Consider the following 14,645-nt stretch of genomic DNA (forward strand, 5'->3'; position numbering starts at 1 on the left):
GGTGGCATATGAGCAAAAAATCGATTCAAAAGGTGTACGCACTGACACCAATGCAGGAGGGAATGCTGTATCATGCGATGCTTGATCCGCATTCTTCCTCGTACTTCACACAATTAGAGCTTGGGATTCACGGCGCTTTTGATCTTGAAATCTTTGAGAAAAGCGTCAATGAACTGATTCGGTCATACGATATTCTCCGTACGGTATTTGTGCATCAGCAGCTGCAAAAACCGCGTCAGGTCGTGTTAGCGGAACGCAAAACAAAAGTGCATTATGAGGATATCAGTCATGCAGACGAAAACCGCCAGAAAGAGCACATTGAGCGTTACAAACAAGACGTTCAGCGCCAAGGCTTTAACCTGGCAAAAGACATATTGTTCAAGGTAGCGGTTTTCCGCCTTGCTGCAGATCAGCTGTATCTTGTCTGGAGCAATCATCATATTATGATGGACGGCTGGAGCATGGGCGTCCTCATGAAAAGCCTGTTCCAAAACTATGAAGCGCTCAGAGCAGGCAGGACACCGGCAAACGGTCAGGGCAAGCCTTATTCCGATTACATCAAGTGGCTTGGAAAACAGGACAATGAAGAAGCGGAGAGCTACTGGAGCGAGCGCTTGGCGGGTTTTGAACAGCCAAGCGTGCTCCCGGGCCGCCTGCCTGTGAAAAAAGACGAATACGTCAATAAAGAATATTCATTTACATGGGACGAAACACTGGTTGCCCGTATTCAGCAAACCGCAAATCTCCATCAAGTGACAGGGCCTAACCTATTTCAGGCCGTTTGGGGCATTGTTCTCAGCAAATACAACTTTACGGATGATGTGATCTTCGGAACGGTCGTCTCGGGACGACCGTCTGAAATCAACGGAATCGAAACGATGGCGGGGCTGTTTATCAACACCATTCCAGTGCGGGTGAAAGTTGAACGAGATGCTGCATTCGCTGATATTTTCACAGCTGTTCAGCAGCATGCAGTAGAGGCAGAGCGTTACGATTACGTGCCGCTCTATGAGATTCAAAAACGCTCAGCTCTTGATGGCAATCTCTTAAACCATCTGGTCGCGTTTGAAAATTATCCGCTTGATCAAGAGCTTGAAAACGGCAGCATGGAAGACCGCCTCGGGTTTTCGATTAAGGTAGAAAGCGCATTTGAACAAACGAGCTTCGATTTCAACCTGATTGTGTATCCGGGCAAAACGTGGACCGTCAAAATTAAATATAACGGAGCCGCCTTTGATTCCGCTTTTATCGAACGGACAGCGGAGCACCTTACCCGCATGATGGAAGCAGCTGTCGATCAGCCGGCCGCTTTTGTGCGTGAGTACGGGCTTGTGGGAGACGAAGAGCAGCGGCAAATTGTCGAGGTGTTTAACAGCACGAAAGCCGAACTCCCTGAAGGAATGGCTGTTCACCAAGTGTTTGAAGAGCAAGCGAAACGGACGCCGGCGAGCACCGCCGTCGTATATGAAGGAACCAAGCTGACGTACCGCGAGCTGAATGCAGCGGCTAACCGTCTGGCGAGAAAGCTTGTCGAACATGGGCTTCAAAAAGGGGAAACAGCAGCGATTATGAACGACCGCTCAGTAGAAACCGTTGTCGGCATGCTGGCTGTTTTAAAAGCAGGCGCCGCATATGTGCCGCTTGATCCAGCGCTTCCTGGGGATCGTCTTCGTTTCATGGCAGAGGACAGCTCCGTTCGAATGGTTTTGATCGGAAATTCTTATACAGGGCAGGCACATCAGCTGCAAGTGCCGGTTCTTACACTGGACATAGGCTTTGAAGAGAGTGAAGCGGCTGACAATCTCAACCTGCCATCCGCCCCGTCTGATTTGGCGTACATCATGTACACATCCGGTTCAACGGGCAAACCGAAAGGCGTCATGATCGAACATAAAAGCATTCTGCGCCTCGTCAAAAATGCCGGGTACGTTCCTGTTACTGAAGAAGACCGCATGGCGCAAACGGGAGCTGTCAGCTTTGATGCCGGAACGTTTGAGGTATTCGGCGCACTGCTGAATGGCGCAGCACTTTATCCGGTCAAAAAAGAGACACTGCTTGATGCGAAACAATTTGCTGCATTCCTGCGTGAGCAAAGCATCACAACTATGTGGCTGACATCACCTTTATTCAACCAGCTTGCTGCAAAGGATGCGGGTATGTTCGGCACACTGCGCCATTTAATCATCGGCGGAGATGCCCTTGTCCCGCATATTGTCAGCAAAGTAAAACAGGCATCGCCGTCGCTTTCATTGTGGAACGGATACGGCCCGACAGAAAACACGACGTTTTCAACCAGTTTTCTGATCGACCGCGAGTATGGCGGCTCTATCCCAATCGGGAAGCCGATCGGAAATTCCACTGCCTATATTATGGATGAGCAGCAATGCCTGCAGCCAATCGGCGCGCCTGGTGAGCTTTGCGTAGGCGGAATCGGTGTAGCGCGTGGGTATGTCAATCTCCCTGAGCTGACGGAGAAGCAATTTCTGGAAGACCCGTTCAGACCGGGTGAGAGAATTTACCGCACTGGTGACTTGGCAAGATGGCTGCCGGACGGCAATATCGAATTTTTAGGCAGAATCGACAACCAAGTGAAGGTGCGCGGCTTCCGAATTGAGCTTGGCGAAATTGAAACAAAACTGAACATGGCTGAGCATGTGACAGAAGCCGCGGTGATCATACGCAAGAACAAAGCAGACGAAAATGAAATTTGCGCGTACTTCACGGCGGATCGTGAAGTGGCTGTGAGTGAGCTGAGAAAAACACTGTCTCAGTCTTTGCCTGACTATATGGTCCCTGCCCACCTGATTCAAATGGACAGCCTGCCGCTCACGCCAAACGGGAAAATCAACAAAAAGGAACTGCCTGCACCGCAATCAGAAGCCGTGCAGCCGGAATACGCAGCACCAAAAACAGAGAGTGAAAAGAAATTAGCGGAGATCTGGGAAGGAATACTCGGCGTCAAAGCAGGCGTTACCGATAACTTCTTTATGATCGGCGGCCATTCTTTGAAAGCGATGATGATGACGGCGAAAATTCAAGAGCATTTTCATAAGGAAGTTCCGATAAAAGTGCTTTTTGAAAAGCCGACTATTCAAGAACTGGCACTGTATTTGGAAGAGAACGAAAGCAAGGAGGAGCAGACGTTTGAACCGATCAGGCAAGCATCTTATCAGCAGCATTATCCTGTATCCCCGGCCCAGCGGAGAATGTATATCCTCAATCAGCTTGGACAAGCAAACACAAGCTACAACGTCCCCGCTGTACTTCTGCTGGAGGGAGAAGTAGATAAAGACCGGCTTGAAAACGCGATTCAGCAATTAATCAACCGGCACGAAATCCTCCGTACATCGTTTGACATGATCGACGGAGAGGTTGTGCAAACCGTTCATAAAAACATATCGTTCCAGCTGGAGGCTGCCAAGGGACGGGAAGAAGACGCGGAAGAGATAATCAAAGCATTTGTTCAGCCGTTTGAATTAAACCGCGCGCCGCTCGTCCGTTCGAAGCTTGTCCAGCTGGAAGAAAAACGCCACCTGCTGCTCATTGATATGCATCATATTATTACTGACGGAAGTTCAACAGGCATTCTAATCGGTGATCTTGCCAAAATATATCAAGGCGCAGATCTGGAACTGCCACAAATTCACTATAAAGATTACGCAGTTTGGCACAAAGAACAAACTAATTATCAAAAAGATGAGGAATACTGGCTCGATGTCTTTAAAGGCGAACTGCCAATACTGGATCTTCCCGCGGATTTCGAGCGGCCAGCTGAACGGAGCTTTGCGGGAGAGCGCGTGATGTTTGGGCTTGATAAGCAAATCACGGCTCAAATCAAATCGCTCATGGCAGAAACAGATACGACAATGTACATGTTTTTGCTGGCGGCGTTCAATGTACTCCTTTCCAAGTACGCGTCACAGGATGATATCATTGTCGGCTCGCCGACAGCTGGCAGAACACATCCTGATCTGCAAGGTGTGCCGGGTATGTTTGTCAACACGGTGGCACTCAGAACGGCACCAGCGGGAGATAAAACCTTCGCGCAATTCCTTGAAGAGGTCAAAACAGCCAGCCTTCAAGCATTCGAGCACCAGAGCTATCCGCTTGAGGAGCTGATTGAAAAGCTTCCGCTTACAAGGGATACAAGCAGAAGTCCGCTGTTCAGCGTGATGTTCAACATGCAGAATATGGAGATTCCTTCATTAAGATTAGGAGATTTGAAGATTTCCTCGTATTCCATGCTTCATCATGTTGCGAAATTTGATCTTTCCTTGGAAGCGGTCGAGCGTGAAGAGGATATCGGCCTAAGCTTTGACTATGCGACTGCCTTGTTTAAGGACGAGACGATCCGCCGCTGGAGCCGCCACTTTGTCAATATCATCAAAGCGGCCGCGGCTAATCCGAACGTTCGGCTGTCTGATGTAGATCTGCTTTCATCTGCAGAAACGGCTGCTTTGCTAGAAGAAAGACATATGACTCAAATTACCGAAGCAACCTTTGCAGCACTTTTTGAAAAACAGGCCCAGCAAACACCTGACCATTCTGCGGTGAAGGCTGGCGGAAATCTGTTGACCTATCGCGAGCTTGATGAACAGGCGAACCAGCTGGCGCATCATCTTCGTGCCCAAGGGGCAGGAAATGAAGACATCGTCGCGATTGTTATGGACCGGTCAGCTGAAGTCATGGTATCCATTCTCGGTGTCATGAAGGCGGGGGCAGCTTTCCTTCCGATTGATCCTGATACACCTGAAGAACGAATCCGTTATTCATTAGAGGACAGCGGAGCAAAATTTGCGGTCGTGAATGAAAGAAACATGACGGCTATTGGGCAATATGAAGGGATAATTGTCAGCCTTGATGACGGTAAATGGAGAAATGAAAGCAAGGAGCGCCCATCATCCATTTCCGGGTCTCGCAATCTTGCATACGTCATTTATACGTCCGGTACGACCGGAAAGCCAAAGGGCGTGCAGATTGAGCATCGTAATCTGACAAACTATGTCTCTTGGTTTAGTGAAGAGGCGGGCCTGACGGAAAATGATAAGACTGTATTGCTTTCATCTTACGCATTTGACCTTGGCTATACGAGCATGTTCCCTGTACTTCTGGGCGGGGGCGAGCTCCATATCGTCCAGAAGGAAACCTATACGGCGCCGGATGAAATAGCGCACTATATCAAGGAGCATGGGATCACTTATATCAAGCTGACACCGTCTCTGTTCCATACAATAGTGAACACCGCCAGTTTTGCAAAAGATGCGAACTTTGAATCCTTGCGCTTGATCGTCTTGGGAGGAGAAAAAATCATCCCGACTGATGTTATCGCCTTCCGTAAGATGTATGGACATACCGAATTTATCAATCACTACGGCCCGACAGAAGCAACGATCGGCGCCATCGCCGGGCGGGTTGATCTGTATGAGCCGGATGCATTTGCGAAACGCCCGACAATCGGACGCCCGATTGCGAATGCCGGTGCGCTTGTCTTAAATGAAGCATTGAAGCTTGTGCCGCCTGGAGCGAGCGGACAGCTCTATATCACGGGACAGGGGCTCGCGAGAGGGTATCTCAACAGGCCTCAGCTGACAGCCGAGAGATTTGTAGAAAATCCATATTCGCCGGGAAGCCTCATGTACAAAACCGGAGATGTCGTACGAAGACTTTCTGACGGTACGCTTGCATTTATCGGCCGGGCTGATGATCAGGTGAAAATCCGAGGCTACCGCATTGAGCCGAAAGAAATTGAAACGGTCATGCTCAGCCTCAGCGGAATTCAAGAAGCGGTTGTACTAGCGGTTTCCGAGGGCGGTCTTCAAGAGCTTTGCGCGTATTATACGTCGGATCAAGATATTGAAAAAGCAGAGCTCCGGTACCAGCTTTCCCTAACACTGCCGTCTCATATGATTCCTGCTTTCTTTGTGCAGGTTGACGCGATTCCGCTGACGGCAAACGGAAAAACCGACAGAAACGCTCTGCCGAAGCCTAACGCGGCACAATCCGGAGGCAAGGCCTTGGCCGCACCGGAGACAGCGCTTGAAGAAAGTTTATGCCGCATTTGGCAGAAAACGCTTGGCATAGAAGCCATCGGCATTGATGACAATTTTTTCGATTTAGGCGGCCATTCATTAAAAGGGATGATGCTGATTGCCAACATTCAGGCGGAATTGGAGAAAAGCGTACCGCTTAAAGCACTGTTCGAGCAGCCGACAGTTCGCCAGCTGGCGGCTTATATGGAGGCGTCTGCTGTTTCAGGCGGCCATCAAGTACTCAAACCGGCTGACAAGCAGGATATGTATCCATTGTCATCCGCACAGAAACGAATGTACGTGCTCAATCAGCTTGACCGCCAGACGATAAGCTACAACATGCCATCTGTTCTTCTAATGGAAGGAGAGCTTGATATTTCGCGCCTGCGCGACTCACTCAATCAGCTTGTGAACCGTCACGAATCATTGCGGACGTCATTTATGGAAGCTAATGGTGAGCCTGTTCAGCGCATCATTGAGAAGGCGGAGGTTGATCTTCATGTGTTTGAAGCCAAAGAAGACGAAGCGGACCAAAAGATTAAGGAATTTATCCGGCCATTCGACTTAAACGACGCACCGCTCATTCGCGCAGCTTTGCTTCGAATAGAAGCGAAAAAACATTTGCTGCTTTTAGATATGCATCATATCATCGCAGACGGCGTCTCAAGAGGCATCTTTGTAAAAGAATTGGCGCTGCTTTACAAAGGAGAGCAGCTTCCGGAGCCGACGCTTCATTATAAAGATTTCGCCGTTTGGCAAAATGAAGCTGAGCAAAAAGAACGGATGAAGGAGCATGAGGCGTACTGGATGTCAGTTCTTTCAGGCGAGCTGCCAGAGCTTGATCTCCCGCTCGATTATGCCCGTCCGCCTGTGCAAAGCTTTAAAGGAGATACGATCCGTTTCCGTACGGGAAGTGAGACGGCAAAGGCGGTAGAAAAACTGCTTGCCGAAACCGGAACGACCTTGCACATGGTGCTCCATGCTGTTTTCCACGTCTTTTTAAGCAAAATTTCCGGACAGCGGGATATCGTCATCGGCTCCGTTACTGCCGGCCGGACGAATGCTGATGTTCAGGACATGCCGGGAATGTTCGTCAATACACTTGCCCTGAGAATGGAAGCGAAAGAACAGCAAACATTTGCGGAGCTTTTGGAGCTAGCAAAGCAGACGAACCTGTCAGCCCTTGAGCATCAGGAGTATCCGTTTGAAGATCTGGTTAATCAGCTTGATCTCCCTCGGGATATGAGCCGAAACCCATTGTTTAATGTGATGGTGACGACAGAAAACCCTGATAAAGAACAGCTTACATTGCAAAATCTGAGCATTTCACCTTATGAGGCTCATCAGGGAACTTCTAAGTTTGATCTGACACTGGGCGGATTTACTGATGAAAATGGCATTGGCTTGCAGCTCGAATATGCGACAGATCTGTTCGCGAAAGAAACAGTTGAAAAATGGAGCGAATACGTTCTGCGGCTACTAAAGGCTGTTGCGGATAACCCGAACCAGCCGCTTTCCAGCCTGTCACTGGTCACAGAGACAGAAAAGCAAGCACTTCTTGAGGCATGGAAGGGCAAAGCGCTGCCTGTGCCGACAGACAAAACGGTTCATCAGCTATTCGAAGAGACTGTCCAGCGCCACAAAGACTGTCCGGCTGTCACATACAACGGCCAGTCTTGGACGTACGGCGAGCTGAATGCGAAGGCAAACCGTCTCGCGCGGATTCTGATGGACTGCGGCATCAGCCCGGATGACCGCGTCGGCATTCTCACGAAGCCGTCGCTTGAAATGTCCGCCGCGGTGCTCGGCGTCTTGAAAGCCGGAGCGGCGTTTGTGCCGATTGATCCTGACTACCCGGATCAGCGGATTGAGTATATTTTACAGGACAGCGGCGCGAAGCTTCTCTTGAAACAGGAAGGCATTTCAGTGCCGGACAGCTATACGGGAGATGTCATTCTTCTCGACGGAAGCCGCACGATTCTAAGCCTGCCGCTTGATGAAAACGACGAGGGAAATCCAGAAACGGCTGTAACCGCGGAGAACTTGGCGTACATGATTTACACGTCTGGAACGACCGGACAGCCGAAGGGTGTCATGGTCGAGCACCATGCGCTTGTGAACCTGTGCTTCTGGCACCACGACGCGTTCAGCATGACAGCGGAGGACCGCAGTGCGAAGTACGCGGGCTTCGGATTTGACGCTTCCATTTGGGAGATGTTCCCGACCTGGACGATCGGCGCCGAGCTTCACGTGATTGATGAAGCGATCCGACTCGATATCGTCCGCCTGAACGATTACTTCGAAACGAACGGCGTAACGATCACGTTCCTGCCGACACAGCTTGCGGAACAGTTCATGGAGCTTGAGAACACATCACTTCGCGTATTGCTCACTGGAGGAGACAAGCTGAAGCGGGCAGTGAAAAAGCCGTACACACTCGTCAACAACTACGGGCCGACAGAAAACACGGTCGTTGCCACGAGTACAGAAATCCATCCGGAGGAAGGCTCGCTTTCCATCGGACGGGCGATCGCCAATACGAGAGTATACATCCTCGGCGAGGGCAATCAGGTGCAGCCGGAAGGCGTAGCCGGAGAGCTTTGCGTGGCGGGGCGCGGACTGGCACGCGGCTATCTGAATCGAGAAGACGAAACCGCGAAGCGGTTTGTCGCTGATCCGTTTGTGCCGGGTGAGCGCATGTACCGCACCGGCGATTTGGTGAAATGGACGGGCGGCGGCATCGAATACATCGGCCGGATCGACCAGCAGGTCAAGGTCCGCGGCTACCGGATCGAGCTCTCAGAAATTGAAGTCCAGCTCGCCCAGCTTTCTGAGGTGCAGGATGCGGCGGTGACAGCTGTCAAAGATAAAGGCGGCAACACAGCGATCGCGGCGTATGTCACCCCGGAATCAGCTGACATAGAAGCACTGAAATCAGCACTGAAGGAAACCCTGCCGGATTACATGATCCCGGCGTTCTGGGTGACGCTGGACGAGCTTCCGGTTACGGCAAACGGCAAAGTGGACCGCAAAGCCTTGCCTGAGCCGGACATCGAAGCGGGAAGCGGAGAATACAAAGCGCCGACGACCGACATGGAAGAACTGCTTGCCGGCATCTGGCAGGACGTGCTTGGAATGTCTGAAGTCGGTGTCACCGACAATTTCTTCTCGCTTGGCGGAGATTCCATCAAAGGAATTCAAATGGCGAGCCGCTTGAACCAGCACGGCTGGAAGCTGGAAATGAAAGATCTCTTCCAGCATCCGACGATCGAGGCGCTTACCCAATATGTAGAGCGTGCCGAAGGCAAACAGGCAGACCAAGGCCCGGTGGAGGGCGAAGTCATCCTGACGCCGATCCAGCGCTGGTTTTTTGAAAAGAACTTCACGAACAAGCACCACTGGAACCAATCGGTGATGCTTCACGCCAAGAAGGGCTTTGATCCTGAACGGGTGGAGAAAACATTGCAGGCGCTGATCGAGCATCATGACGCGCTCCGCATGGTCTTTCGTGAGGAAAACGGGGACATCGTTCAGGCGTATCAACCGATCGGTGAGAGCGAGGTCAGCTTCGAAATCGTGGATCTGTACGGCTCCGATGAAGAGATGCTGAGAAGCCAGATTAAAATTCTCGCGAACAAGCTGCAGAGCAGTCTCGATCTGCAAAACGGGCCGCTTCTAAAGGCGGAGCAATATCGCACAGAAGCTGGGGATCACCTGCTCATTGCTGTACACCATCTCGTGGTCGACGGTGTGTCATGGCGGATTTTGCTTGAAGACTTTGCTTCAGGCTACATGCAGGCTGAGAAAGAAGAGAGCCTTGTCTTCCCGCAAAAAACAAACTCCTTCAAGGACTGGGCGGAAGAACTGGCGGCATTCAGCCAATCAGCGCATCTTTTACAGCAGGCTATATACTGGTCGCAAATTGCCGCTGAACAGGTTTCTCCTTTACCGAAGGATTGTAAAACAGAGCAGCGGATCGTCAAGGATACATCATCTGTCCTATGTGAATTAACGGAAGAAGACACGAAACATCTTTTAACAGATGTTCATCAGCCATATGGAACTGAAATCAACGATATTCTTCTCAGCGCGCTCGGTTTGACAATGAAAGAATGGACAAAGGGGGCCAAAATTGGCATTAACCTTGAGGGACACGGCCGGGAGGACATTATCCCGAATGTGAATATCTCCAGAACGGTCGGCTGGTTTACGGCACAATACCCTGTTGTGCTCGACATATCTGACGCAGATGCCTCGGCTGTGATCAAAACAGTCAAAGAAAACCTGCGCCGCATTCCGGACAAAGGTGTTGGCTACGGCATTCTTCGTTATTTCACAGAAACAGCGGAAACAAAGGGCTTCACACCGGAGATCAGCTTCAACTATTTGGGCCAATTCGACAGTGAAGTCAAAACCGATTTCTTTGAACCGTCCGCTTTCGATATGGGGCGCCAAGTAAGCGGAGAATCAGAGGCGCTGTACGCTTTAAGCTTCAGCGGCATGATCAGAAATGGCCGGTTTGTGCTTTCCTGCTCCTACAATGAAAAGGAGTTTGAAAGAGCCACGATTGAAGAGCGAATGGAACGGTTTAAAGAAAACCTCCTGATGTTAATCCGCCATTGCACGGAAAAAGAAGACAAGGAATTCACACCAAGCGACTTTAGCGCCGAAGACCTTGAAATGGACGAGATGGGAGATATCTTTGACATGCTTGAGGAGAATTTAAAATAAAACGCAAGGGAATTACAGAAGGCGGGAGCGAAACATATGAGTCAATTTAGCAAGGATCAGGTTCAAGATATGTATTACCTATCGCCGATGCAGGAAGGGATGCTTTTTCATGCCATCCTGAATCCCGGCCAAAGCTTTTACCTTGAACAAATCACGATGAAAGTAAAAGGCAGCTTGAATATCAAATGTCTTGAAGAAAGCATGAATGTGATCATGGACCGGTACGATGTATTTCGTACCGTGTTCATTCACGAAAAAGTAAAAAGACCTATCCAAGTCGTATTGAAAAAACGGCAGTTCCATATAGAAGAAATCGATCTGACACACTTAACGGGCAGCGAGCAAACAGCCAAAATCAATGAGTACAAAGAACAGGATAAGATCAAGGGTTTTGATTTGACGCGGGATATTCCGATGCGGGCAGCCATTTTCAAGAAAGCTGAAGAAAGCTTTGAATGGGTGTGGAGCTACCACCACATTATTTTGGACGGATGGTGCTTCGGCATCGTCGTACAGGATCTATTTAAGGTATACAATGCTCTGCGCGAACAAAAGCCGTACAGCCTGCCCCCTGTCAAACCGTATAAAGACTACATCAAGTGGCTTGAAAAGCAGGATAAACAAGCATCACTGCGTTACTGGCGCGAGTATTTAGAGGACTTTGAAGGACAAACGACGTTTGCGGAGCAAAGAAAGAAACAAAAGGACGGCTATGAGCCGAAAGAGCTGCTCTTTTCACTGCCGGAGGCGGAAACAAAAGCCTTTACCGAGCTTGCAAAATCGCAGCATACCACTTTAAGTACGGCGCTGCAGGCAGTCTGGAGCGTATTGATCAGCCGCTATCAGCAGTCTGGCGATTTGGCCTTCGGTACAGTTGTTTCAGGGCGTCCCGCGGAAATCAAAGGCGTTGAACATATGGTCGGGCTGTTTATCAACGTTGTCCCGAGACGTGTGAAGCTGTCTGAGGGTATCACATTTAACGGCTTGCTCAAGCAGCTGCAGGAGCAATCGCTGCAGTCTGAGCCGCATCAATATGTGCCGCTTTATGACATCCAAAGCCAGGCCGATCAGCCGAAACTGATTGACCACATCATTGTTTTTGAGAACTATCCGCTTCAGGATGCGAAAAATGAAGAAAGCAGTGAAAACGGCTTTGATATGGTGGATGTTCATGTTTTTGAGAAGTCGAATTATGATCTCAACCTGATGGCTTCCCCTGGAGATGAGATGCTGATTAAGCTTGCTTATAACGAGAATGTGTTTGATGAGGCGTTTATCTTGCGCTTGAAATCTCAGCTTCTCACAGCAATTCAGCAGCTCATCCAGAATCCGGATCAGCCTGTCAGCACGATCAACCTCGTTGACGACAGGGAGAGAGAATTTTTGCTAACCGGCTTAAACCCGCCGGCTCAAGCTCATGAAACAAAGCCTCTGACGGATTGGTTCAAGGAAGCAGTGAACGTCAATCCGGATGCACCTGCGCTTACGTATTCCGGCCAGACCCTGTCTTATCGCGAATTAGATGAGGAAGCGAACCGCCTTGCACGCCGGCTGCAAAAACACGGTGCGGGCAAAGGCTCTGTTGTAGCGCTGTACACGAAGCGCTCACTTGAATTGGTGATCGGCATTCTCGGTGTATTAAAGGCGGGAGCAGCCTATCTGCCGGTTGATCCGAAGCTGCCAGAGGACCGAATCTCGTATATGCTGGCTGACAGTGCGGCAGCCTGTCTTCTGACGCATCAGGAGATGAAAGAACAAGCGGCTGAGCTGCCGTATACAGGCACAACGCTCTTCATTGATGATCAAACACGGTTTGAAGAACAGGCAAGCGATCCTGCAACCGCGATTGATCCTAATGATCCGGCATATATCATGTACACTTCCGGCACAACCGGAAAGCCAAAGGGCAATATCACCACTCATGCCAATATTCAAGGATTGGTCAAGCATGTAGACTACATGGCATTTTCTGATCAGGATACGTTCTTGTCTGTTTCGAATTACGCCTTTGACGCATTTACCTTTGATTTCTATGCTTCTATGCTGAATGCGGCACGGCTCATTATCGCAGATGAACATACGCTGCTTGATACAGAACGGCTCACAGATCTGATCCTGCAAGAGAATGTCAATGTCATGTTTGCGACAACCGCACTATTTAATCTTCTCACAGATGCGGGAGAGGATTGGATGAAGGGACTACGCTGTATATTATTCGGCGGAGAGCGCGCCTCAGTGCCTCATGTCAGAAAAGCGCTGCGGGTCATGGGGCCGGGCAAGCTGATTAACTGCTACGGGCCGACTGAGGGAACAGTGTTTGCGACTGCTCACGTCGTGCATGATATACCGGATTCCATCTCCTCATTGCCGATTGGAAAGCCGATCAGCAATGCCAGTGTTTATATTCTGAATGAGCAAAGCCAGCTCCAGCCATTCGGGGCGATCGGTGAACTGTGCATCAGCGGAATGGGCGTGTCAAAAGGGTATGTAAATCGTGCTGACCTCACGAAGGAAAAGTTTATCAAGAACCCGTTCAAGCCGGGAGAGACGCTTTACCGCACAGGGGATTTAGCGCGCTGGCTGCCGGATGGAACGATTGAATACGCCGGCCGTATTGACGACCAGGTCAAAATACGCGGACACCGGATTGAGCTTGAAGAAATCGAAAAGCAGCTGCAGGAATACCCAGGTGTGAAAGATGCGGTCGTTGTGGCGGACCGCCATGAGTCTGGCGATGCATCAATCAATGCCTACCTCGTGAACCGGACACAGCTTTCAGCTGAGGACGTGAAGGCGCACCTGAAAAAACAGCTTCCTGCTTACATGGTGCCGCAAACCTTTACCTTCTTGGATGAGCTTCCTTTAACGACGAACGGGAAAGTCAATAAACGGCTGCTCCCAAAACCTGATCAGGATCAGCTGGCGGAAGAATGGATTGGACCGCGGAACGAGATGGAAGAAACAATCGCACAAATATGGTCTGAGGTTCTCGGCAGAAAGCAAATTGGCATTCATGACGATTTCTTTGCGCTCGGAGGGCATTCCTTGAAGGCCATGACCGCCGCGTCCCGCATCAAGAAAGAGCTCGGGATTGATCTTCCAGTAAAGCTTTTGTTTGAAGCGCCGACGATCGCCGGCATTTCAGCGTATTTGAAAAACGGGGGTCCTGATGGCTTGCAGGATGTAACGATAATGAATCAGGATCAGGAGCAGATCATTTTCGCATTCCCGCCGGTCTTGGGCTATGGCCTTATGTACCAAAATCTGTCCAGCCGCTTGCCGTCATACAAGCTGTGCGCCTTTGATTTTATTGAGGAGGAAGACCGGCTTGACCGCTATGCGGATTTGATCCAGAAGCTGCAGCCGGAAGGGCCTTTAACATTGTTTGGATATTCAGCGGGATGCAGCCTGGCGTTTGAAGCTGCGAAAAAGCTTGAGGAACAAGGCCGTATTGTTCAGCGGATCATCATGGTCGATTCCTATAAAAAACAAGGTGTCAGTGATCTGGACGGACGCACGGTTGAAAGTGATGTCGAAGCGTTGATGAATGTCAATCGGGACAATGAAGCGCTCAACAGCGAAGCCGTCAAACAAGGCCTCAAGCAAAAAACACATGCCTTTTACTCATACTACGTCAACCTGATCAGCACAGGCCAGGTGAAAGCAGATATTGATCTGTTGACTTCCGGCGCTGATTTTGACATGCCGGAATGGCTTGCATCATGGGAAGAAGCTACAACAGGTGCTTACCGTATGAAAAGAGGCTTCGGAACACACGCAGAAATGCTGCAGGGCGAAACGCTAGATAGGAATGCGGAGATTTTGCTCGAATTTCTTAATACACAAACCGTAACGGTTTCATAAATGAAGTGATGAAAGGAGGAG

General features: G+C 50.0%; 2 protein-coding genes. Both read left to right on the forward strand.

The genetic code is table 11. The annotated features are described in order from the left end of the window. Positions 1 to 8 precede the first annotated feature (8 nt). Positions 9 to 10,760: a surfactin non-ribosomal peptide synthetase SrfAB gene (srfAB, locus tag QF06_RS22285; RefSeq protein WP_043940048.1), complete on the forward strand. Its 10,752-nt coding sequence runs from the start codon at positions 9 to 11 to the stop codon at positions 10,758 to 10,760. 36 nt (positions 10,761 to 10,796) lie between these two features. Beyond that, positions 10,797 to 14,624: a surfactin non-ribosomal peptide synthetase SrfAC gene (srfAC, locus tag QF06_RS00710; RefSeq protein WP_041850682.1), complete on the forward strand. Its 3,828-nt coding sequence runs from the start codon at positions 10,797 to 10,799 to the stop codon at positions 14,622 to 14,624. Positions 14,625 to 14,645 lie beyond the last annotated feature (21 nt).

It is taken from the genome of Bacillus sp. YP1 (genome assembly GCF_000877815.1).
GTDB lineage: Bacteria > Bacillota > Bacilli > Bacillales > Bacillaceae > Bacillus > Bacillus subtilis.

Coding starts and splice junctions, on each gene's coding strand:
- srfAB (WP_043940048.1), top strand. CDS start 9: ATGAGCAAAAAATCGATTCAAAAGGTGTACGCACTGACACCAATGCAG.
- srfAC (WP_041850682.1), top strand. CDS start 10,797: ATGAGTCAATTTAGCAAGGATCAGGTTCAAGATATGTATTACCTATCG.